This is a genomic window from Subdoligranulum sp. APC924/74 (genome assembly GCF_003324125.1).
In the GTDB taxonomy this organism is placed as follows: domain Bacteria; phylum Bacillota; class Clostridia; order Oscillospirales; family Ruminococcaceae; genus Gemmiger; species Gemmiger qucibialis.
This window is the reverse complement of the sequence record NZ_PSQF01000048.1, coordinates 1-23,345: the sequence shown is the minus strand read 5'-3', so window position 1 is coordinate 23,345 and position 23,345 is coordinate 1. Positions and strand designations below refer to the sequence as shown.

Below are 23,345 nucleotides of genomic sequence, written 5' to 3'. Positions count from 1 at the left end.
TTTTGGCAACGCAGATGCCGTGCCGCAGCCGCCGGAGCGGTGCTTAAGCCGTAAGGCGGGAATTGTGCGGTGTTGCCCTAAGGTTTTGCAGTACCCCTCTGAACGAAAGGGTGGAGCATGACAATGTTGTGCAAAGATGCAGAGGCAAAAAAACTGGCAATCGGCCTGATGAGCGGTACTTCGGCTGATGGCATTGACGCTGTGCTGGTGGAAATCAGCGGGTGCAGCACCAACACCCACGTGCGCCAGATGGCGTTTGTCACGCTGCCGTTCACCGATGCTGTGCGCAGCCGCATTTTACAGGTGGCGGCAGGGAACTTTGGCGGCAGCGAGGAACTTTGCCTAATGAACTTTTTGCTGGGCAAGCTCAGCGCAGACGCCTGCCTGGCAGTCTGCGCGCAGGCGGGCGTGGACCCGCGGAATGTTGCCTTTGTGGGTAGCCATGGGCAGACGGTGTTCCATGCCCCGGTGGAGCAGGACTACCTGGGCTACAAAGTGCGCGGCACCCTGCAAATCGGCGAAGCTTCAATGATCGTGGAAGCGCTGGGCTGCCCCGTGGTGAGCGATTTCCGCGTACGGGATATGGCTGCAGGCGGCCTTGGTGCGCCGCTGGTGCCGTATACCGAGTATCTGCTTTACCAGGACCCGCAACGCAATGTGGCATTGCAGAACATTGGCGGTATTGGCAACATCACGCTTTTGCCCCGCGGTGCGGGCTTGAACGGTGTGCTGGCCTTTGATACCGGGCCGGGCAACATGGTGATCGATGCCCTTGCCGCCCGCATGACGAACGGAAAAGCCCGCTATGATGACGGCGGCAAAATGGCTGCTGCCGCTCAGGTCAACCCCGCCCTGTTAGCCTGGATGATGCAGGACGAATACCTGAAGCGCACCCCGCCCAAAACTACCGGCCGCGAAATGTACGGTGATGCCTATGTGGAACAGCTGCTGAAGAAAGCCAACGAGCTGGATGTGCCGCTGGGGGATGTGCTGGCCACCGCCACCCGCTTTACGGCGGAGTGCATCAGCGCGGGCGTGCGGGATTACTGCCCCGTCAAGCCGGACCGGATGATCGTGGGCGGGGGCGGCAGCATGAACCCCACGCTGCTGGCCCATATTGCCGACTGTCTGCCCGGCTGCGAGGTGATGACCAACGAGCAGCTTGGTTTGGACAGCAACGCGAAGGAGGCCGTGGCCTTTGCCGTGCTGGCGAACGAAGCCATGTACGGCCAGCCCAACAACGCCCCCGGAGCAACCGGTGCTGTACACCCCGTTGTGATGGGTAAAATCAGCCAATAACCGGAAAGGGGGACCATCCATGACCAGCATCGAAATCCGTGTGCGGGACTTGTATGATGATTTGAATGATTCCGAAAAAAAGGCAGCGTCCTTCTTTTTAAGCCATGTGGACAGCGTGTTTGTGCTGCCCATTGCCAAGCTGGCCAAACAAGCCGATACCACTCAGGTGGCCTGGGTGCGGCTGTGCAAGCACATCGGCTTTGACGGCTTGAAGGATATGAAAAAAGCCCTGTTCAACGAGCTGAACGAGACCAACGCTCCCACTGCCCAGCGGGAGAGCAGCGGATTCTTTACTGATATCCGGGACTATAACACCATCACTGAGATGGCGGACGCGGTGAAAACCAGCAGCATCTGCGCTATTGAGGACACAATGAAGCTGCTGGATCCCGCCATTGTGGAGCGTGCCGCGGGGAAAATCATCCAGGCGGACAGTGTGCGGCTGTTCGGAGTGAATGCATCGTCGCTGGTAGCGCAGGACCTGTATTATAAGTTGATCCGCATTGGCAAGTCCGCCTGTTATGCGCAGGATCTGCACATTCAGCTTACTTATGCTGCAACTATGGGGCCAAAGGATGTGGGCATTTTTGTATCCAACTCCGGTACCACCCGCGAGGTGATGGAGTGCCTGCACCTGGCCGCCGCCCGGGGAGGCACCACCATTGCGCTGACCCGGTTCGACAACAGCCCCCTGGCCCAGGCTGCGGACCTGTGTTTGTACACATCATCGCCGGAAATCAGCCACCGCAGCGGTGCAATGAGCAGCCGCATTGCCCAGATGTGCATGGTGGATGTTCTGTTCACCGCTGTTGCCCGCCGCAACTACCGCAAAGTGGAAACCGCCCTGGAAAACAGTTATAAGAGCTGTATGACGCACAGGGTGGAAGCGGAAAACTAAGTAAGGGGCTTTTCAATTAGGGCAATACCGCATAATTCTAAGTGCCGATACGGCGAGCGAGGTGCGGCAGATGCTAAGCCAAAAGCGCAGATAATACTGGATGTCTTATCGAGCATTTTGGCAACGCAGATGCCGTGCCGCAGCTGCCGGAGCGGTGCTTAAACCGTAAGGCGGGAATTATGCGGTATTGCCTTAGGAATTAGCAATGAGAAATTAGGAATTGGAAATAGAGCAGGGCCCGGTGCGGAGTTTGCACCGGGTCCTGCCTTATTTCAGTACTCATTGCTAATTACTAATCGTTTTACGTCGTTTTGCCTTGCCGCACCAACAGGCTTATCCTTCCAATCCAAATCCATACTCATAATAATTTCCCGCAGCATCGCGGTAAGCATAGGCTTTGCCGTTCTCGTCTTTGAGGGAATCGGGCATATAGCGATCTTTGTCGTAACCGGGCACATCGTTGGGGCTGATGCAAACGCCGTCGGCGTTCACGGCCAGCACGGCATCCCCGCGGGGCAGGGTGAGGGGCAGCTTGCCGGTGGGGGCAAAACAGCCAAAAATCACATCCAGCGTAGCAGAACGGTAGGTGTCAAACCCGGCCAGCAGCACATCGCACAACGGCTCTACATTGCCCAGCTGCCAAGCCAGCGTTATGTTCACATTGGTGATGACCTTGCCGCCGTTTGCGTGTACCGATGCGGCAATCTCAGCCAGCCGTTTTCCACCATGCAGCGTTGTTTCTGTGTGGGTGTCGGCCATTGGCTTGCCGTTCGCATCTACATTGCAGACCGTCTTGTCCTCGCAGATATCCAGCTCCAGATAGCCGGGGGTGGCGTTAAAATATTCGCCGGAGGAGGGAGAGACAAACAGCAGGGCAAAATCCGCCTGGGCGGGGTCATCCACCAGGATGCAGGTATCGGCCAGCTCTTTGCGCAGCGCGGCAGTGGAATCCGCGGCGTGCTTGGCGTTTTTCAAAAATGCTTCGGCATAGATTTTTTTGTTCGCGCGCTTGTCGGCGGTCAGGGGCAGGGTACCGTCATTTTTCAACAGCACCACGCTGCGGCGATGGGCATCCGCGGCGGCTTCCCAATCGCTGGGGGTGGCCACAATGCGTGCGGCTTCGTCCGGGTCGCGGTAGGGGTTCTCAAACATTCCCAGGGCAAACAGTTCCGTCAGGGTGCGGGCCACGGCACGGTCCAGTGCTTCATCCGTCAGGGTTAGTTCCTCTTTGGCAAAGCCTTCCGGAAGGGGGTGGGTTTCATAATAACCATTTTTGCCGCGGTTGTAGGCTTCCATGCCGGCTTCGTTATCAAACAGGCCGCTGATGATATCCACGCCTGCATTGGTCACGGCAAAGCCGATGCGCTCCGGCACATCCAGCATCTCAACGCCCCAGGCCATGTTGTGGGCAATGCCGGTATCGGAATTGATGTAGCCGTCAAAACCCATCTGACCGCGCAGCATGGTATCGATAAAATACTTGTTGTAGGCGAAGCCATAAGGTTTCATTTCCACGGTATTGCCTGCTAGATCATGCTGCACCGCGCTTTTTGCTGCTGCGGGCTTAGAATAATACGGCATAATGGAAGAAGTTCCCGCCTTGACGGCCGCGGCAAACGGCGGCAGGTGGTAGGTTTCCAGGCTGCCGGGGGTGGCGTACACGTTCCACTGGCCCGCAGCGTAATGGGGGTCAAAGCCATTTTCGCGCGCGCCGCCGCCCGGGAAGTGTTTGGTCGTTACCGCAACGCCATCCTCGGTCACACCATGGTCGCTGCCCTGAATACGGGGGATAATATGGGCCATAATCTCGCTGATCAGGGCCGGATCCTCGCCAAAAGTACCGTAGGTACGCTGCCAGCGCGGGTCGGTCACAGCGTCCGCCATGTACATATAGCCTTTGCGCAGGCCGCAGGCGTTCCATTCGCGGCGGATGGTATCGGCAAACTTGTCCACAAGATCAATGTTGTTGCCCTTAACGGCGGCGGCAATGCCCAAGGTACCAGGCCAGGTTGCCAGCACGCCGCCCGCATCGTTCATTCCGAACACCAGCTCGCCATTCTCGTTGCGGGAGTTGGACGCCGCTGCCACAGGGATAAAGTGCTCGCACTCCTCGCACACTGCATCCGCCTGGTTCATCCAATCAGCCAAATCGGCGGGGGTGGCGTTGGCACGCAGGATAACATGGCGGTTGAACCAGTCTTTGAGCAGGAGAGAGGTGCCGGGCAAGTACTGCTCGCCGAAAATTGTCTTGCCGCGGAATTCGCCCTCATCCAGAATGCCTGTCTCGTCAGTCTTTTTCTCAATATCTTTATATAGGTCCGCCATGGGGCCGGTGATGGGGTACTTGGCCATCCGCCAGTCCGAAATGAACAGCTGGGCGATCTTTTCCTTCACGCTCAACGTTTTAACGTAAGCCGCTGCGCGCTCGGCCGGGCTGTTGCGCCAGTCGTTGACGGGGGACAGCGTTCCGGTGCCGTCAATATCCTTGAAGGTCAGGCCGTCCTGTTCCAACACCCTGCGGTTAACGGTGGACACTACTGGCCCATTGGGGTTGCGGTAAATCTTGATGTTGTCAGATGCTTTTGGCATGGAGAGCTCCTTTCGGTATTGCCCTAATTTCCAATAGAATCCAAGATCGCGGGCACACCGCAAAAGGATGTGCCCGCGTAGGAGAGGAGGTGTTGAACTGTTAAAGGCAGGAAATGTTATTTATTGCCCTTGGGCAACACCGCACAATTCCCGCCTGACGGCTTAAGCACCGCTCCGGCGGCTGCGGCACGGCATCTGCATTGCCAAAATGCTCAATAATACACAAAGTATTATCTGCGCTTTTGGCTTAGCAGCTGCCGTGCCTCGCTCGCCGTATCGGCACTTAGAATTGTGCGGTATCGCCCTTGTAATCTACCGGCAGGCCGGTCCAGCGTGCGCGGAAGTGGAAAGCGGCATCCTTGGGCTGGCGCTGGCGGGTGAAAATACCCTTTTTGTTGCCGTTGGCACGCATAATGCCCTCGGTGGTCTGGAAGTCGGCAAAGTTCCACACCAGTTCGCCCTGCACAAAGCCGTAACTGTCAAACACATTGTGGTTCATATCCAGGTACTCGTTCTGGTACTCCTGGCTCCACATCACGCTGGGCAGTTTGTGCTCGCTGGGCATGGTGTCAGCGCCGTACTCGGTAAAGATCATCGGGCGGCCGTTCAAAACCTGTGCCCAGCCGTCCATCTCTTTGCGGAACGCCGTCTCGGCGTCCACAATGCACATGCCGCCCATCACATACCAGCCGTAATAGCGGTTCAGGCTGATGAAATCCGCAAACTGCTGGCCCTTGCTGTTGTTGGGCAGGCTCATCATCACGATGGCATAGGTGCGGGGGCGTTTCTGGGGGTCAAGCTCGTGGGCCAGGTCAAACAGCGGCTTAAAGTATGCTTCGGTACCCTCGCTGGTGCACTGGGGTTCGTTTAGGATGCTCCATGCGATGACCGATGCGTGGTTCTTGTCGCGGGTGATCATATCGGTCAGGGCAGCCTTGTGGTTTTCCAGCAGCTTGGGGGTGGTTTCCTTTTCAAAGTAGCCCACCTTTTTGCCGTTGCCCTGGTTGGCAGCCAGGAAATTCATCGTGCTCTGCATAAAGCCGACGGCAGGCACTTCGTCAATGATCAAAAAGCCCTCTTCGTCTGCCATCTGGTACAGTTCTTCAGCATAGGGGTAGTGGCTGGTGCGGAAGCAGTTTGCGCCGATCCACTTCATCAGCTCGTAATCGCGCTTGACGGTAGCCAGGTCCAGGCCGCGGCCGCGGATGTCGGAATCTTCGTGCTTGCCAAAACCGCGCAGATACACCGGTTTGCCGTTGAGCAGGAAGTGGCCATCCTTAACTTCAAAGGTACGGATGCCGATCTTGTCAAAATATTCATCGATCACGGCGTGGCCATCGGTAATGCGGATGACGAAGTTGTACAGGTAAGCGGCGTGCACATTCCACAGCTTAGCATTGGTGATTTTCAAAGTGCCGGTTTTGCCGCTGGCTTCGGCCACCTTGGTGGTGCCATCCAGCACTTCCACCGTCACATCATGGCTGCCATTCGTGGTTACGGTATAGTCTACCTCGGCACCGCCGTCCACCAGGCGGTGGGTCACTTCAAAATCCAGAACACGCTCTTTGGGCAAGGCCAGCAGCTTGACCGGGCGGTGGATACCCGCGTAATTGTAGAAATCAAAGTACGGTGCCGCAACCTTTTTTCCGTTAGAAAGGGTGTTGGTCTGGCCTGCGGGCAGCATGTACTCGTTCAGTTCGTTGTTGGCCAACACAGTCAGCTTGTTGTACTGGTTGTACCGCACAATCTCGGTCACGTTGGCATCAAAGGGTAAAAAGCCGCCCTCATGGTTGGCAACTTCCACGCCGTTCACAAACACGCGGGCGCGGTGGGTGACAGAACCGAAGCGGATGGCAACATCCTTGCCGCTCCATTCACCCGGAACAAAGAAATCGGTTTCGTACCAGAAATCGCCGCAGTATTCGCGGGACTCCTTATCGGTAAAGAAATCGCAGAACGAAGCCGGGACCGGCATCGAGATGGGTTTGGGCAGTCCGACGCCCCAGCCGGCATCCATACCGTTGCTTTCGGGGTCGAACTCAAAGCGCCACATACCATCCAGGCTGATAACGCGGCGTGCAGCGGAAGCGCAGGGGTACAGCAAAGATTTATTTTCCATAGCGTTGTTTCTCCTTGTTTCAATAAAATGAATGTTTTGCTCCAACAATTTTTCCGGGAATGTGGGGCCATTCGTTCAGTTTGGGTGGGGTTGGATACCAGACTGGGTGAAGTGTTTCCCTGAAATACGTTGGGCTTGCGTCATGTTGGTTCCGTGTTTTACAAAGGGCAATACCGCATAATTCTAAGTGCCGATACGGCGAGCGAGGTGCGGCAGATGCTAAGCCAAAAGCGCAGATAATACTGGATGTCTTATCGAGCATTTTGGCAACGCAGATGCCGTGCCGTAGCCGCCGGAGCGGTGCTTAAGCCGCAAGGCGGGAATTGTGCGGTGTTGCCAAAGGTTTTTGCGGTTCGGAAGTTGTTCGATGATTCTATTATCACATAAAACCGCCGGTATCGTTAGTAGATTTTTTGGGAAAACCCGCAAAATCTGCGAATAATTGTGGTGCCTGGCATTCGGCCCGGCCTGGGGACCGCACCACCATCGCAGAGTACGGCATGATACAATTTTGAAAGCTGCAATGCAGATAGGCCCACGGGACGATGGCAAGCATCGTCCCCTCACAAATCAGCTTCATGTTCCATCACATACTTTCCGATACGCAACAAGCTTACTATTTTTGAGCGGTTCACCGCGCCGCGTTCCACCACCATGATTCATTATTATTTATTCTTTGTAAGTAAAGCGCCGGTTCTTACCTTATAATTGCTAATTTCTCATTGCAAATTCTCCCTGCTCATCGCTTCCCCCTGCATAATTTATGCTCCGATTTTCCTGTTTTACCTGTAAAATTTACTAACGCCATTCTTCCTGAACGTTCATAATATAGACACAAAGTTGTGGAACTGCGGTGAACAGTGTGGGGCTGGGTGCCGGATCGTTCCAGACAAGCGGAGGAAGAAATTCCATAAAGTGTACCTGAACAGGCCGCATTTTCAGCCTTTCAGATACACCCCAAGTAAGGAGAAAAGAAATGGCTAAGACAAGAACCCTGCCCGACAAGTATTATGACAAGGATTACGAAACAAACGGCATCCACCGTGTACCCCTGTGGCGCATTGCAGGCTTTGCGCTCAACAACACCGCAACCAACCTTTACCTGATGTTCATGAACTATGTCAGTTTTTATCTACTGGGCTTTGTTGGCGTTGGCATGGTCATGGCATCCAGCTTTACCATGGCTATGCGTATCTGGGACGGCGTAACTGACCCGTTCATTGGCTACATGGTGGATAAAACCAACGGCAAGTTCGGCAAAAACCGCCCGTTCATGGTCATTGGCAACATCATTCTGGCGGCTTCCAGCTTTATCATGTTCCACTTTACCCACAAACTGCCGGAAGGCCCCGCCCGCTTTATTTTCTTTGTTGTGTTCTGCTGCGTTTATTACCTGGGCTACACCTGCCAGTGCGTTGTTACCAAGAGCGCCCAGAGCTGCATGACCAACGATCCCAAACAGCGCCCCATGTTCGCTTCTTTCGATGGCGTGTTCAATACCATCCTGTTTACGGTGCTGGCTATTGTCGTTGCCAACATTGCCAACAAGTATGCTGATGTTGGCAACTATACCTCTACCCAGTTCTTCCATGAATTCTGGATGATGACCGCCATTATGTCCGCCATCTTTACCGTGATCGCCGTCATCTCCATTGCACCCAAGGACCGCCCGGAATTCTTTGGCACTGGCAAACCCATCAAGGTCGGCCTGAAAGACTACTGGGATACCCTGAAAAACAACCGCGCCATCCAGATGCTGGTGCTGTCCGCCTCCACGGATAAGCTTGGCTCCACTGCCAAAACCAGCGCTGTTTCCGTTGCTATGTTTGCCTGCATTGCCGGTTCCATCAAACTGCAGGGCAGCGTGACCGCCGTTACCACCATCCCCAGCGTCATCCTCACCTTCCTGGTTATCTCCATTGTTGCCACCCGCTTTGGCCAGAAAAAAGCCATGGTCATTGGCTCCATCGGCGGCATTATCTGCAACGTTATCCTGTCCGCCCTGTGGATTGTTGGCGACCCCACAACAATGACCAGCAACCCCGAAACCGGTGCATTGAACTGGGGCCCCTTCCTGATCATCTATGTTGTGTTCAGCATCCTGTATGCCGGCTGCCAGGGTATTTCCGGCAATATCGTAATTCCCATGACCGCCGACTGTGCCGACTATGAAGTATACCGCTCCGGCAAGTATGTTCCCGGTCTGATGGGCACCCTGTTCAGCTTTGTGGACAAGATGATTTCCTCTTTCGCTCCCATGATCGCCGGTCTGGTGTTTGCTGCCTGCGGCTTTACCGACCACAACCCCAGCGTGGGCGATATCGTTACCCCGCAGCTGCGTGTTGGCGTTGTGTTCCTGGCATACGGCCTGATCACCATCGGTTTGATCTGCAACCTGATTGCCATGAAGTTCTATCCGCTGAGCAAAGAAAAGATGGCCGAGATCCAGGACGAGATTGTCAAGATCAAGGCAAAGGCTATGGCCGAAGCATAACCCCAAACCGAACCACATTCCCCGCGGGGCCGCCCGTCCATCGGGCGCACCCGTTATTACAGTGAGGTACCTGCATTGGAAAAGCAAATGGAAATGGCTTCCGAAACCACCCAGAACTCTGCACTGCGCACCGATGAAGCTGCTAGCCACGGCCCCCTGTGGCGGCTGATTGACTGCGCTGTGACCGCCCACGCTAACCGGGCCAAAGTGCCGGTGAACCGCAAGGCCTACCTGCGGTGGTGCCTTCTTGGGGTATTTGGCGCCCAGCGCTTTTATGCAAAACAGTGGAAGATGGGCTTGCTCTACCTGGTCACCTGCTGGAGCGGATTTTCCATTGCCATGACAATGATCGACGCAATGATCGCCGTGCCGATGAAACCGGACGAAAACGGCATCATTTACCTGTAAAAGCCTCCTCCCTCCGCCGCCCCGCAGGCTGCTGTTTGCCTGCGGGGCTTGCTGTGGATTCAGGAAAACAGCGCATGCTGGCAAAATTTCAGGGTAGCACCTGCACAATATGCCGAAAAGCAGCTATTGCTTTTGGTTATTATTTCCGGCAAAATTGCTTTCCATTTCCGCGCAGACATGTTAAACTAGAAGCAGTAAAGTCATACTTTTTAACGCCGATACGGCACACAAGAAAGGCGAACCGCCATGGACCAGATCGTTCAGCTGTTGTTCAACCCTAACCACCAGGCCCCCAGCCCGCTTGTGTTGGCGGTGTTGGTAGCGCTTGCCGTGGGCATGCCGCCCATCATGCGTTACCTGGCCGGGAAAAGCAACAACGATAACACGCGGGGCAAAAAATAACCCCTTTACCCGGTGGGCACGCGGCAGCGCCGCCCGCCGCTGAGAAAACGAGGTGCCTGATGCAAGCAGATTTACTGGACGTTCTGACCCGGCTGGCCTCCGCCAGCAACATCCGCTGCATGCGGGTAACGCCGCCCTTTGATGGGCTGGACCAGTTTGATTACGGCCTGCGCAAAGCGCTGGACCCCTATTTTGACGGGCAGGAATTCGGCAGCCTGTTGCTGCAAAGCACCCCGCCCAATACGCTGCTGTTTGCCGAAGGCACCTTTGAATTGCAGTTTGCGCTGTTCCGCATTCCAGACGAAGAAAACGCTGTGTTCATGATCGGCCCGTGGGCCACCGCCGAGCGCAGCGAAAAATCCCGCAGCTGGGCACGCCGTCACATTGGTGAGAAAGGCGATGACGCTGTACAGAGCTACTATAACGGGGTGCGGATTCTGTCGGGCAGCGGTTTCCAGGCTTCCATCGTGGCAGTTGTTTCCATGATGTTCCCCAAAGAGGAATTCCACCTGGATCAGCAGAAAGAGTTTCTGCCGTTCCATTTTACCACTGACCTGCGCTATTTTACCGAACCGGAGTTCCAGCGGGAGATCCCGATCCAGATGCTTGAACAGCGCTATGCCAACGAAAATGCCATCTGGGACGCGGCGGCTTGCGGCAACACCGAAGCTGCGCTGAAAGCCTGCCAGCAAATGGCACGCTTTACCTATGGCGGGCGTTTTTTCGGCTCACTGTACCAGACCAAGATCATGCTGACCGTAATGAACACTCTGCTGCGCAAAGCCATTGAGCGCAGCAACATCCACCCGTATTACATTGACGAGATTTCCTCCCGTTATGCCCTGATGATCGAAAACATGGTGGACGAAGAAAGCTGGCCGCTGGTGCAGACAATGGTAAAAGAGTACTGCGCATATGTGCGGCGGTATTCTTTGCAGCAATATTCACCACTGGTGCAAAAGGTCATCAATACGATCAACCTGAACTTGTCGGACCAGCTTTCGCCCAAAAGCCTGGCCGCTATGTACTATATCAGCCCATCGTACCTCTCCAGCCTGTTCAAGCAGGATACCGGAACCACCCTGACAGATTTTATCAACACGCAGCGCATCCAGCGCGCGGCCAATCTGTTGAGCTCCACCGAGCAGAATATCTCGGTGGTGGCGGAGCAGGTGGGCATCCTGGATGTGAACTATTTTACCAAGATGTTCAAAAAGTCGATGGGCAGCACCCCCACCCAGTACCGCCGCCAGAGCCGCGCACGGTAACCCCAGAAAATAAAAGAACTACAAAAAGCCCATACCGAAAAGCAGAGACAGGGAAATCCCGCTTTTCCGGTATGGGCTTTGCCATAGGGAAAGGTGCAAATAGGAGGTTATTGTGCAGAGAAGAAAAGCTTGAACAAGTAAAAAATGAGGAAAAGAGAAAATACAATGACAAAAATCAGTCCAGCACCAGCGCGCAGGAAGCACCAGGCAGCGCAAGGCTGGCGGTTTCGGTAGGGGCGCGGTGGGGCAAGGGTGAACAATCGTAACAATGCACCGCGCCCTCTCGTTGGCAGGCAGCCAACAGATACAGGGTGCCCGGCACCGCGCACAGCGCCCGCGGCCAATCGCCGGTGGGCCATTCGCAAAGGAAATGGCGGGTCGGGCCGTTGCGCTGCCACGCCGAGATGGTGTTGGGCCCGCGGTTGCTGACAAACAGGGTGCCATCCGCCGTGGCGCAGGCACCACCCGGCCAGCTGCGCGGCTTGGGCACAGTGCTGGCCTGCACTGTGGAAACAGTGCAGCCGTCATGGTTCAGCACCCGCATGTGGCCGTCCAGCTCATACACACAGTCCAGCATGCCGTCCCCGGCATCCAACACCTGGCGCGGGCCGCTGCCGGTGGGCTGGGGCAGAGTCTTTACGCTGCCGGTGGGCAGATTATTTTCCAACGCAAGGCGGTACAGACGGCTGTTGCCCAAATCCGCCAGGAATAACGCGTGCCCCACAGACTGCACCCAGTGGGCGTTGGCCCCTGCGGGCTGGAATTGCCACAAAATGCGAGTCAGGGCACTATCCACAGCAAAATACAGGCCGTTTTCAAAGCAGCTGCCATAAATCACATCGCCGCAGGCATACAGATGGCACAAGCCGCGGCCGGTAGGAATTTCAATGCGGGCGATCTCGCGCAGGGTCGTGCCGTCCAGCACATAGGCGGTCACATCCGCGCCATCCCCGCGTTCCGATGCGGCATAAATCCAACCATTTTGCCCCCGGCAGCAAAAGCTGGGGGCACGGCCATGCCGCAGGGTAGATAAAGTTTCCAGCGTTCCGTCCGCTGTTAAGCGGCACACCGCCAGATCATCGCACCCCGGCGCACCATAGCCGGAAAATAAAAGAGTGTGGGCCATTGGGAACCTCCGGGAAAAGTTAGGAGTCAGGAAGCAGGGGGAGAAGTTAGAACAATTAGGAATGAGAAAGTAGAAAGTAGGAATTGGTAGGGTGAGAGGTAAGAGAAAGAAGATGATGGACAATAAAAATTATCTGTGGGGAACAGTTTATCTCCAGTCTAAGAGCTGCCTTCGGGCCAATTCGGCGGGGTCGGGTGACCCCGCCCTACCTCAAATTCCTAATTAACTCCTAACTCCTCCTTCCCACCTCTTACCTAGTTTCAGCAGTCCATATCATGTGCCTTAATGCTTGTTCCGCCGTCGGAAAGCAGGGTCTGGCCGGTAATGTTGGCGCTCATATTGCTGGCAAAAAACAGGGCTGTGTTGGCAATATCCTGCATGCGGCCAGGCTCCAAAGGCTGACAGCGGTGCAGGGCAGCGTCCAACTGCTTTTTGCCGGCATCGTCCAGCTTGTCCATGTCATCATACATCACATCGCTGATGACCACGCCGGGGCAGATAGTGTTCACCCGGATGTTATCCTTGGCGTAATCCAGTGCCATCACGCGGGCTGCGGCATTCATTGCGCCCTTGGTACCGGCGTACAGCATGTTGGTGGGCTGGCTCATCAGGCTGTGAATGGACGAAATGTTGATGATGCTGCCGCCCCCGCGCGCCTGCATGGTGGGGATAACTTTGCGCGCGCAGCGCACGCCGCTGAGATAGTTCGTTTCCAACAGGCGGAACATATCCTCATCTTTGTATTCCGCTGCAGGACAGTGGCAGTTGACGCCAACGGTAGAAACCAGAATGTCAAAGCCGCCGCTGTCCTTTACGGCAGCATCCACAAAGGCTTCGGTCTGGTCGGCTTTGGCCAGGTCTACCACATAGCCGCGGCAGCCGGGGCGGATGAGCTGCAATTCTTTTTCTGTGGTGCGCACATATTCTTCGTTGCGGCCACCGAAATAGACGTCCGCCCCCTGGCGCGCAAACAGCAGGGCAATGCTTTTGCCAATGCCGCGGGCAGCGGTGGTGATGAGCACATTTTTTCCCGCCAGCATCTGGTTATAATCGGGGATCGTGCTCAGGTAAAGCGAAATATCTCTCATATCAGCACCTCTTTTTTCTGGCCGGGCGCGCCATAGCGCTCAATGTCAAACTGCTGGTACAGCTCATCAATGGCGGCTTCGTCACCGGCGGCGGCACGCAGTTCCACGCTCCAGTCCAGCCCGCGATACTTGGCCGCGGCGGGGTTGGTATCAATAAAGTTCAGCAGGGCCTGCATCATCTGGTCGTTCCACACCACGGCGTCCACATCGGCGGTGGTGTAGATACCGGCTTCCAGCTTGGGGAATGCGTACAGGTCGCGCACCTGAGATTTGTAGGCGTGCTCAATGACGTAATCTACCATATGGCTGGGCACAAACAGAATGCCGTTTTTGGTGCCGATAACGATATCGCCCGGCAGGCAGATGGCCGCGCCGATGCGGCAGGGGCCGTTGAACGCCGTGATCTGGCAGTCCCGGATGGGGGTGGGGTCTACGCCGCGATAGAACACCTGCACATCAATGTTCTGCATCTGTTCCAAATCGCGCACGCCGCCCCACACCACCACGCCGCCGTTTTTGGTGCGGGCCTTGACCGCGGTGGTCAGGTTGCCGCCCACAAAGGTGCCGCGCAGGATCTTATCATACAGGTCGCACACAACAACATCGTTTTCTTCCAAGCTGTCGATCACCCACTGGTTGCAGTCGCCTTTCCAGCCACGGCTGCGGGCTACATTGAACACATGCTGGCGCAGGTCCGGGCGCTGGGGCATAAAGCAGCAGGTCACAGCACGGCCGTACAGCTTTTTGTCCAGGTGCAGAGGTTTCAAATCACCCTGGAACTGGAACCGGTATCCGCAGGAGTACAGCGGCTGCCAGATTTCTTCCTGGGTCAGGTTTTTCAGGATCTCTATTTTTTCATCGCTCACGCGGGGGCGGCCATTGGGGTAGCGTTCGCCGGTCCACTCTGCCGTCATGGCAATGATCTGGTCGCGGTCATTCAGCAGCATAATTTCCTCACTTCCACAGCGTCCAGCTGCGCGTTGTGCCGGGGGCTGTCCAATAGGGGGCGGGGGCGTTCTGCCAATCCGGCATGCTGCGGGCTTCGGGGTCAAACACCACTTCGCCCTCACGCAGGGTGGCAACGCACTCCAGTTTGCCTTCGCCGGTCAGGCGGGCACCGCCGCAGTCCATGTAGCCGAACTTACCTTCGCGGTTGCGCAGCACAGCGATATCTGCGTAGGCACCCACATCCAGCGTGCCCAGTTCGGGGCGGTGGATGCTCAGCGCCGGGGCACGGGTTACGCGGTACAGCACATCCTGCAGCGGCATGCCCATGGCCAGGAACTTGCTGGCAACATACAACAGGTCAATGGCGGGGCCGGTCACGTTCTGGTGGTGCAGGTCGGTGGAGATGGTATCCGGCCAGAAGCCCTGGTTGAAGCAGCCGACCGCCTGGCGGAACCAGAAGCTGCCGGAACCGTGGCCCACATCAAAGTGAACGCCGCGCTCCCGTTCGGCCAGCATATAGGGCTGCATCCTGCCGTTTTCGTCCATCAGGGGGAACTGCTGCGCAAACACATGGGTGTGTACATCGCCTGGGCGCAGGCGGGCCAGGATGTCCGGGTAGCTGCGTTCCGGCACAATGGGGATGCTGTCCACCATCACGATCTTTCCGCTCATGGAAGCTGCCTTGATAGCGCCGTCAATGGAAGCCCAGATGGGGTGGTCAGCATCCTCGTGCTTCGCCCAATAGTGGGCACTCTTGACGCCGACAATGACATCCGACCAGGTGTTGGCAACGGCGGCGGTGATTTCGGGGTTGATGTCAGCCACAGCCTGCTCTGACGGGGGATAGTGCATCCCCTTGGCGGCCATATCAATAAAGGCGAGAACACGCACCTTGGTGGCGTCGATAACGTTTTCCTTGAAGTCGCCAAAGTTGCGCCAGCCGGTGGTACCGGCGTCCACCGCAGTGGTAACACCGGCGCGGAACATGTATTCTTCCGCGTTGATGGTGCGCAGAGAATCCGGCATCTGGTAGGGGAACACCGGGTAGACATGGCAGTGCATGTCGATCAGACCTGGGGATACGATCAGACCGGTCACATCCATCACGGTCTCGGCATCCGCCGCGTTCAGGTTTTTGCCGCGGGCAGCAATTTTGCCATCCTTAATGGCAAGGTCACAAAGTTCCATCGTTCCGGCGCAGGGGTCGTACAACGTGCCGCCCTGCAGAATAAGATCATACGCAGACATCCTGATTCCCTCCCAAGGTATTGCGGTAACGGTCCGCAAGTACAAAAATCATTTCAACTTCAACGGGGATATTGTGGTTGGGCATGTTGTGGGTGCCCATAATGGTGCGGGTGTGGTAGCCGCGCTCCTGCAAAATTTCCATGCAGGTATCGGAAAAGCCATCCACCACTTTTTCGGGTTGGGTAAAACCTTCGCCGCAGTTCACCAGCGCGGTGGCGCGCACCAGGTGGTGGATGCAGTCCAGGCTGCCGTACCGCTGCTGCACGGCACGCAGCAGGGTTTTGGCACATTCTGCTGCGGCGTTATAGCCATCTTCCAGCGTAAGATCTGTGCCAACGCGGCCACGGTACAGCGGTTCATAGGTGTTGATATCTTCCGGCCCGTGGCCGGAAACATACACAATGCCGTCAACTTCCCGGATGGGAACCAGCGCTTTGTAATGCGCAAAGCGGACCGGCTCGCACAGGGGGTGATTCGCCACAGCCATGTTCTGTGCCCTCCTTTAACGGCGTATTTTAACAATGGCGTCCACGCTGACCGGCATATTGCCCGGTAGAACGTAAGCGCCCATGGCCGCACGGGCATGCTGCCCGCGGTGGCCGAAGATCTCTACCATCAGGTCGGAGTAACCGTTCATGACGGCAGGCATGTTGTAAAAGTCCCCGGCGCTGTTGACAAGGCCCAGCGCCTTGACAAAGTAATCCACGCGGTCCAGGCTGCCAATATAGGCCTGGATGGTGCGCAGCATGTTCAGCCCGCACAGGCGCGCGGCCTGGTATGCGGCGGCTTCGTCAATTTCAGCGCCCACACGGCCGACATAAACGGGGGTACCGTTTTCGTCCACCGGGTAATGAGCAGAAATGTACAGCATATCGCCCGCCAAAACGGCTTCCACGGCGCCTTTGCCGCGCCAATCGGTCTGCTGCAGGGTAATGCCCAGCTGTTCCATACGTTGTTCCGTAACACCCATGGTTCACAGTTCCTCCTTGATTTGCTGCATACAGGTGGTCAGCGTTTCGCACACGGTTTTGACCTGTGCAGGCGCGACCATCAACGGGTTGAGTAGAATCCGGTTGCCCGGCTCCGCACCGATGTAAATGCCGTTGGCACGCATTTTATCTGCCAAATCTTTGGCGCTGCCATACGGCATTACGGCATAGGTGCGGGCCATAACCTGGCCGACAGGGCCTTCCTGCGTGCGGGTGATCTGGATAAAGCCGCAGTCCCGCAGGGTTCGCTCAAAAGCGGCGCAGCGGCGGTTCAGGGTGCGCATCAGGGTGGCTTCGTCCCGCTGGAGATAAAGCTGCACGGCTTTGTACAACCCAACGATTGATTCGCGCGAGGTCTTGCACCCGCGGCAGACGCCATCCGTGGGGGGACCCCAGCGGCGGCAGCGGTCGATCCATTCCTTTTTTCCCACAATCAAACCGGAATCCTGCGGGCCGCGCATGGTTTTGCCGCCGCTGAAAATAACCAGGTCGGCCCCCATGCCGGTGAACTTCCAAAGGTTTTCGGCGGGCGGGTTTTGGGCAGCAGCATCCACGATTACGGGCACCCCATGGCGGTGGGCCACCTCCACCATTGTTTCCAGCGGCAGAGAGGCATCGCGCCCAAAAAAGATGACATAAAACACGGCAGCCGTTGCCGGAGTAATGGCTGCTTCCAGCTCTTCCACAGTCGGAGCGGTGTCCGCTGTACCGATATAGCGCATTTTTGCGCCGACAGCCGAGCAGCCGCGGTCATACATGTTGCGCTGGGCGGCCTGCATGACAACCTCGTACCGCGGACCGGTGATCTCCGGCAGGGTATGGAAAATTTTTTCATCGTCCCGCGCCAGGGCGGCAGCGGTGGCAACCATCATGCCTCCCGCCGCGCCGTTGGAAATATAAGCACCTTCGTTATGGGTCAGTTTTGCCAGGGCATCGCCGGTTTTGGCCTGAACTTCGGCCAGTTCCACACAGCTGGATGCAATCTCCCGCATGGCCCGCAGGCTGGCCGCAGGCATGCAGCTGGCACCATAAGTGGTAAACGTATCCTGCGCGTTGATATAGTGGTGCAGGCCAAGTTCTTCAAAAATATCCATGGTTTTATCCTCGTGGCAGGGGGATCATTCCTCCGCGGGCTTGTTTTCGTCTGCAAACGGGTTTTCGCTCACCCAGGAGCGTTCTTCGTCCGGGTCGGCGGTTTCAGAGAAGCTGGCGAACACATCAATGACTTCCTTCACGATCTCTTCGCTTTCCACCAGGCCATCTTTCAGCGGCAGAATGTGCAGGATCTTCCAAGCGTTCTGGGCGGCCTGCCACAGCGGCAGGTGGATGGCTTCGCATTCATCGGTCACAGGGTAGCCAACTTCGATCCAATGCTGTTCCACCACTTTGTAGGCGGCTTCCAGCAGGTCGTCCACTTCCTTGGGGGAGGTAGCGCCGCCGTCATCCAGCAGACCGCGCAGGGTATCCACACAGGCATTGATGCGCGGATGGTAATAATAGCAGATCAGTTCGTGGAAATCCTGGCTGTTGTAGTCCGGCAGGTTGGGAATACTCTTGACAAACGTGGTGCCAAGGTCACGCATCCAGGCGCGGAACTCTTCTTTAGGGATGTAGGTGTCCTCGCTGGCAACGTTAGGGTCACAGGGGCGGCCCTGCAGCCAGCGCACAATGTGTTCTACATACATCTTGGTGTTGGCGCTGGTCATCACTTCCAGCTGGGTCAACAGCTGTTCCATCATCGTGGCGTGCAGCTCAAAGGTCTCGTGCAGATTTTTCGCAGTTTTGCGGCGCAGGAACAGCTCCAACAGGCAGCGCAGGTGCATGTTAAAGTTTTCGGTAATGTACTGGCGCATCACATCGTACATATCCTGGCCGATGGCGTCGGTCTTTTTGTCATCGGGCAGGGCGGTCATGGTGGTCATATAATCGTTTAGCAGATCCACGACCTGCTGGGTCTCACTCAGCGGAACCTGGCGGCGCTGGGGGCGCACCAGGTAGCAGCGCTTCTGGTAACGTGCGTGGGAACTGTCGCGGTCATCACAATAGACAGCCTGTTCCAGCGTTTTCATGGCTTTTACGCCAATTTCGGGTGCCAGACCGCCGTAACGGCGCTTGGCGGAATCTTCCAAAAAACTCTGGACGGTAATATCTTTGGGGTTCCATGCCAGCTGGAAGATCAAATCAAAGAAGTGCAGGCTGACACCGCACAGCTCGGTGCAGTTGCCAAAGCCGTCGCCGTGTTCCACAATGCTGGGGTCGGTCATCTCCTTAGCGGCTTCAATGTGGCGGGCAAAATCACCGTGCATGTGGTCATCGCCGCCAAATTCGTTCAGCGCCTCCAGCACATAGCGGGCCTTGCGCAGCGGGCTGTAGTTGGCATCGCGGTACATCGGGTCACGGAAGGTGGCATCGGTTTCTTTGCGGTTGGGCCACAGGTCCAGCATATACACTTCATCCGGCATGGAATCCACAAAGCGCTGCATCACGCCGGGCATCGTCCAAATGCAGGGCGGGGTGTTGGCGCGCACGCCCCATCCGTCAAAGAAAACACGGGCTTCGGGCACCAGCTCATGCACAGCTTCATAGGTGTACTTGGAATAGTTGACGCTGATGTTGATGTAATCATCTATGGTGGTGGAAATATGGCTTTCGCACGGGGGAGAGGCCACAAAGTTGTGCACCGGGCCGTATTCTTCGATCCAGACTTTGACGAAGGTCTGGAAGAAAGTCTTGAACATGGGATCTTCAGGGTACAGGCAGGGCTTGGTCTGGGGGGCGGCGTTGTCGTCCTTGACCCACTCGCTGCCAAAGTAGCGAGCATTGGGATAAAGCTTGTGGAAGTCCTGCGTCATCTCATCCGGCGGCAGGGTGACCATAATGTCAATGCCCAGGGCCTGTGCATATTCAATGGTATCGCGGATTATATCGCGGCGGGCGATATCTTCGGGTTTGATCTCGATGCCCGGCACGCCCAGCTTAATGAAAGTCATCTTGCGGGCATAGCTGTTCCAGCTGTACAGCCGGTAAGAGTTGATCTTGTTGCGGGCGTATTTGTCCAGTTCTTCGCGGCGCTCGGCTTCGTTCAGGAAAGCGCCGTGGTTATATACCCACTGGCCAATAGTGTGGCGGAACTTGAATGCGGAGCGCTCCACGATGGTCAGGTTATCAGGCACGGTCATATCGGGGTTTGCTTCATACACATCGCGGTCCCAGTAAAAACCGACATGGAAGACGGTCTGCAGCAGGTGGCAGACGCTGTAATAGACCGAGCGGTCATTGGAACCGCTGAGCACCAGAACCTCACCGCGCTGGACAATGGCCAGGCAGTCGTTTTCGGTATCGCTCTCTGCGGGCAGGATACCGGGGTTTTGGTCAGCAAAGTTCTTGACCAAGTCGCTGGTAGAGGGGCGGCCAATGAGAATGCGGTTGCCGGTCACAGCCATGGTCAGTGTTTCGTCCGCAATATTCAGGATCGTTCCGCTGATTTTTTTGACATAATCACGCAGCTCTTCTGCCGCATGGCGGTCCAGCCAGGTGGCACGGCGGCCCACGATGATGGTGCTGGCGGGAACAGCGTTGATGGTAAGGTTAAACATAAGGGAAACCTCCGATTAAGTTAGTAGGTAGGAAGTAGGCGTTAGGAGTTGATGGAAATTAGGAATTAGAAATTAGCAGCTATTCCCCATATTTTCTTTACCGGCTGAACGGTATCTCCCGGAACGCGTCCGGGCGGTGGAAATCAGGGTGAGGGGAATGGGGAGAAGACCAACAGGCGTAATGTTCCTGCGGCGGGCCGGAGCACTGGTAAAAATTGCCCACAGGGTTTTGCGGCAGAGCGGGGGCTGCGGGGCCGTATATCTGCTGCAAAAATGCAAAGGGTACTTCCATCTCCACGCCCCACACATCCGGCAGCTGCCAGGCACGTACCTGCGGGTAATGCGGCACTGCCAGGTTGACAAAGCTGCGGTGGGCGCGGTCGGGGCCTTTTTGCAGTAACAGTGTTCCGGCGGCATTCATCTCAAAATTCAGGTAATCGCGGGTAAAATCGGGGTAAGGGTTCAAAAATACTTCCAGGCAGCTGTCCAAGCAGACCAGACTGTTTGGTTTGGTCATCGTTACACGGGGGTGCTTTTCGCAGCACCATAGGCGGAATTTCAGGCCGCTTCCCGTCAGCTTTGCTTCGGCAAAGGCTTCGGGGCAAAAGCTGCCGCCCCAGGGGTATTTGGTAATGGGTACATACATGATATCAGCCCTTCACGCTGCCAACCACGATACCCTTTGTGTAATACTTCTGCAGGAAGGGATACACGCACATGATGGGCAGTGCAGCCAGGAAGATCTGCGCGGCTTCGATGGTTTTTTCACTGACCTTTGCCATGCGGATCAACTGTTCGGGGGTCATCAGGGTTTCCACGTTGTTCTTGGATTCCATCAGGATGGTGGCCAGGTAGGTCTGCAGGGGGTACTTATCAGGGGTGTTCATGTACATGTAGCCGTCCATCCAGCAGTTCCAGTTGGCCACGGTAGCAAACAGAATGATAGTTGCCAGGGAGGGCATCGACATGGGCAGATATACGCGGAACAGAATTTGCAGCTGGTTGGCGCCGTCAATAACGGCTGCATCCTCAATTTCGGTCGGGATGCCGCGGAAAAAGTTCATGATCAAGATCATGTAGCTTACGTTCATGGCTCCAGGCAGGGTCAGCGCCCAGATAGTATTCATCAAACCCAGCTTGCTGATAACGATGTAGGTGGGGATGGTGCCGCCGCCGAACAGCATGGTGATGACGAACAGCCAGGAGAAGAAGGTGCGGGCGTGGAAGCGGGAGTTGGCCTTGGAAAGCGGGTAGGCCGTCATCACAACCAGCAAAATGTTGGCCGGTACGCCGATGAGAACACGGGTCAGGGTCACGCGCAGGGAGGTCCAGAACTGGCTGTCCTCCATAACATAGCGGTAAGCTTCCAGCGTAAAGCCGATGGGGTAGAAGGTAACATTGCCGGCAACGGCTTCAATGCGTTCCGAAAGCGAAAGCGCGATAACGTGCAGGATGGGCAGAATGCACACGATGACCAGCAGGAGAAGAAACACGCCGTTGACGTAGTTGAACAGGGTCATTTTTTTACGGTTCATAACAGAATGCTCCTTTCTGATCAGAATACCTGATAATCAAAGTGTTTGGAGGCAATGCGGTAGGAGATAACAACCAGAATGAACGAAACAACGGATTTCATCATACCAACTGCGGTAGAAAGCGACCATTGGTGGTTGACAAGGCCAAGGCGGTAAACCAGTGTATCAATGATATCGGAGCTCTTATAAACCATGGGATTGTACAGCAGCATGATCTGCTCCATACCAGCGCTGAGCACAGAACCGAGCGAAAGCACCAGCAGCATGACCACGATGGGGCGGATGGTGGGCAGGGTGATGTGCCAGATCTGCTGCCAGCGGTTAGCGCCGTCCAGTGCAGCGGATTCATTCAGCGCTGGGTCAACGCCTGTTATTGCCGCCAGGAATATGATCATGTTATAGCCCATATCTTTCCAGACATCGGAGAGAATAATAATGATGGGGAACCAGGTGTTGCTGCCCAGGAACATGATGGGATCAATGCCGATGCGGCCCAGCAATTCGTTGACCATGCCATCATACTGGAACAGGTTGCGCAACACGCCGCCCATAACAGCCCAGGAAAGGAAGTACGGCAGGAAGAAAACGGTCTGCGCCATCCGCATGAACTTATGGTTGACAACTTCGTTCAGCAGCAGGGCCAGAATCAGCGGCACCAACAGGCGAAGGATGATCTTGGCGATTGAGATGGACAGCGTGTTGCCAACCACGTTCCAGAACGTGGGCAGGGCCAGCATGTCACGGAAGTTCTTTAATCCCACCCAGGGAGAATTTTTGAAACTGCGCAGGGGGGTAAAATCCTGGAACGCCATGACCAAACCGAACATGGGCAGGTAGGAAAAGATAATCAGGAAAGTTACGCCGGGAATCAGCATTAAGTAAAACGGCAGTTCCCGCTTGAAAACAACAAGCTTGCGTGATGGTTTTTTGGTGGTTTTAGGTTCCATGGTGTTTCCTCCTTTTTTGGCTGGGGGTTACGGTGCAAAAAACAAAGGCAAGCAGGCTGAACAGCCGCTTGCCTTTCCGGTAGGTTCCTGTTTTGTTATCCGTCCCCGATCGCCAAGCTCAGTGTTTGCTCTGCACAATAAACAGTTTTCAGTCTGTTTCTATGCTTTTATTGTACCCTTTGGCAAGGGGATGTTTCAATCCATAGGCTTTTACTTTGAATGGTGTTCTGTTTACATCATTGTTCGGTGTTGACGTTGAGGAAAAGCAGTCATCCTATCCCGATGAATGCCAATAATCAGCTTGCTGTCATTTCTAAGGCAATACCGCATAATTCTAAGTGCCGATACGGCGAGCGAGGTGCGGCAGATGCCAAGCCAAAAGCGCAGATAA

Annotated in this window: 19 protein-coding genes; 6 read left to right on the top strand and 13 right to left on the bottom strand. The window is 55.9% G+C overall.

Going from position 1 to position 23,345, the window contains the following annotated elements; genetic code table 11:
* The first annotated feature begins 123 nt into the window (after positions 1 to 123).
* Both C4885_RS10865 and C4885_RS10860 read left to right on the top strand, forming a co-directional pair.
* Positions 124 to 1,299, top strand: a complete 1,176-nt coding sequence (locus C4885_RS10865) for an anhydro-N-acetylmuramic acid kinase (protein ID WP_242979553.1) — start codon at positions 124 to 126, stop codon at positions 1,297 to 1,299.
* Between the two features lie 19 nt (positions 1,300 to 1,318).
* Complete coding sequence (locus tag C4885_RS10860) at positions 1,319 to 2,197, top strand: MurR/RpiR family transcriptional regulator (protein ID WP_114000364.1); 879 nt, start codon at positions 1,319 to 1,321, stop codon at positions 2,195 to 2,197.
* Between the two features lie 333 nt (positions 2,198 to 2,530).
* On the opposite strand, the gene C4885_RS10855 is transcribed toward C4885_RS10860, so the two are convergent.
* Positions 2,531 to 4,786, bottom strand: coding sequence for a glycoside hydrolase family 3 protein (locus C4885_RS10855; RefSeq protein ID WP_114000363.1), 2,256 nt, complete (start codon positions 4,784 to 4,786; stop codon positions 2,531 to 2,533).
* Positions 4,787 to 5,069: 283 nt separating this feature from the next.
* On the bottom strand, positions 5,070 to 6,905 hold the full coding sequence (gene uidA, locus C4885_RS10850; protein ID WP_114000362.1) for a beta-glucuronidase: 1,836 nt from the start codon (positions 6,903 to 6,905) through the stop codon (positions 5,070 to 5,072).
* Positions 6,906 to 7,881: 976 nt separating this feature from the next.
* Here uidA and C4885_RS10845 point away from each other — a divergent pair.
* The 4 genes from C4885_RS10845 to C4885_RS10835 all read left to right on the top strand — a co-directional run bounded on the left by C4885_RS10845 (position 7,882) and on the right by C4885_RS10835 (position 11,477).
* Positions 7,882 to 9,399, top strand: a complete 1,518-nt coding sequence (locus C4885_RS10845) for an MFS transporter (protein ID WP_114000361.1) — start codon at positions 7,882 to 7,884, stop codon at positions 9,397 to 9,399.
* 75 nt (positions 9,400 to 9,474) lie between these two features.
* Complete coding sequence (locus tag C4885_RS10840) at positions 9,475 to 9,807, top strand: TM2 domain-containing protein (protein ID WP_114000360.1); 333 nt, start codon at positions 9,475 to 9,477, stop codon at positions 9,805 to 9,807.
* A gap of 246 nt (positions 9,808 to 10,053) precedes the next feature.
* The gene (locus C4885_RS16505) at positions 10,054 to 10,209 is read left to right on the top strand and encodes a hypothetical protein (protein ID WP_158538878.1); all 156 of its coding nucleotides are present in this window, start codon (positions 10,054 to 10,056) and stop codon (positions 10,207 to 10,209) included.
* Positions 10,210 to 10,268: 59 nt separating this feature from the next.
* On the top strand, positions 10,269 to 11,477 hold the full coding sequence (locus tag C4885_RS10835; RefSeq protein ID WP_114000359.1) for an AraC family transcriptional regulator: 1,209 nt from the start codon (positions 10,269 to 10,271) through the stop codon (positions 11,475 to 11,477).
* 175 nt (positions 11,478 to 11,652) lie between these two features.
* Here the strand turns inward: C4885_RS10835 and C4885_RS10830 are convergent, their stop codons facing one another.
* From C4885_RS10830 to C4885_RS10780, 11 genes are all read right to left on the bottom strand, one after another.
* Positions 11,653 to 12,603: a beta-propeller fold lactonase family protein gene (locus C4885_RS10830; protein ID WP_114000358.1), complete on the bottom strand. Its 951-nt coding sequence runs from the start codon at positions 12,601 to 12,603 to the stop codon at positions 11,653 to 11,655.
* A 260-nt stretch (positions 12,604 to 12,863) separates the two neighbouring features.
* The gene (locus C4885_RS10825) at positions 12,864 to 13,691 is read right to left on the bottom strand and encodes an SDR family NAD(P)-dependent oxidoreductase (RefSeq protein ID WP_242979550.1); all 828 of its coding nucleotides are present in this window, start codon (positions 13,689 to 13,691) and stop codon (positions 12,864 to 12,866) included.
* Positions 13,688 to 14,638: an RraA family protein gene (locus tag C4885_RS10820; protein ID WP_114000357.1), complete on the bottom strand. Its 951-nt coding sequence runs from the start codon at positions 14,636 to 14,638 to the stop codon at positions 13,688 to 13,690. Before C4885_RS10820 ends, C4885_RS10825 begins: the two co-directional genes overlap by 4 nt.
* Before the next feature lie 7 nt (positions 14,639 to 14,645).
* Positions 14,646 to 15,887: an amidohydrolase/deacetylase family metallohydrolase gene (locus C4885_RS10815; protein ID WP_114000356.1), complete on the bottom strand. Its 1,242-nt coding sequence runs from the start codon at positions 15,885 to 15,887 to the stop codon at positions 14,646 to 14,648.
* Positions 15,874 to 16,374, bottom strand: a complete 501-nt coding sequence (locus C4885_RS10810) for a RidA family protein (RefSeq protein ID WP_114000355.1) — start codon at positions 16,372 to 16,374, stop codon at positions 15,874 to 15,876. Before C4885_RS10810 ends, C4885_RS10815 begins: the two co-directional genes overlap by 14 nt.
* Positions 16,375 to 16,389: 15 nt before the next feature.
* Positions 16,390 to 16,857, bottom strand: coding sequence for a RidA family protein (locus C4885_RS10805; RefSeq protein ID WP_114000354.1), 468 nt, complete (start codon positions 16,855 to 16,857; stop codon positions 16,390 to 16,392).
* A 3-nt stretch (positions 16,858 to 16,860) separates the two neighbouring features.
* Complete coding sequence (locus tag C4885_RS10800; protein ID WP_114000353.1) at positions 16,861 to 17,970, bottom strand: aminotransferase class V-fold PLP-dependent enzyme; 1,110 nt, start codon at positions 17,968 to 17,970, stop codon at positions 16,861 to 16,863.
* A 24-nt stretch (positions 17,971 to 17,994) separates the two neighbouring features.
* The gene (locus C4885_RS10795) at positions 17,995 to 20,472 is read right to left on the bottom strand and encodes an alpha-N-acetylglucosaminidase TIM-barrel domain-containing protein (protein ID WP_114000352.1); all 2,478 of its coding nucleotides are present in this window, start codon (positions 20,470 to 20,472) and stop codon (positions 17,995 to 17,997) included.
* 97 nt (positions 20,473 to 20,569) lie between these two features.
* Positions 20,570 to 21,118: a carbohydrate-binding family 9-like protein gene (locus C4885_RS10790; protein ID WP_114000351.1), complete on the bottom strand. Its 549-nt coding sequence runs from the start codon at positions 21,116 to 21,118 to the stop codon at positions 20,570 to 20,572.
* Between the two features lie 4 nt (positions 21,119 to 21,122).
* Positions 21,123 to 22,007, bottom strand: coding sequence for a carbohydrate ABC transporter permease (locus C4885_RS10785; RefSeq protein ID WP_114000350.1), 885 nt, complete (start codon positions 22,005 to 22,007; stop codon positions 21,123 to 21,125).
* Between the two features lie 20 nt (positions 22,008 to 22,027).
* Positions 22,028 to 22,954: a sugar ABC transporter permease gene (locus tag C4885_RS10780; RefSeq protein ID WP_114000349.1), complete on the bottom strand. Its 927-nt coding sequence runs from the start codon at positions 22,952 to 22,954 to the stop codon at positions 22,028 to 22,030.
* Between the last annotated feature and the right edge of the window lie 391 nt (positions 22,955 to 23,345).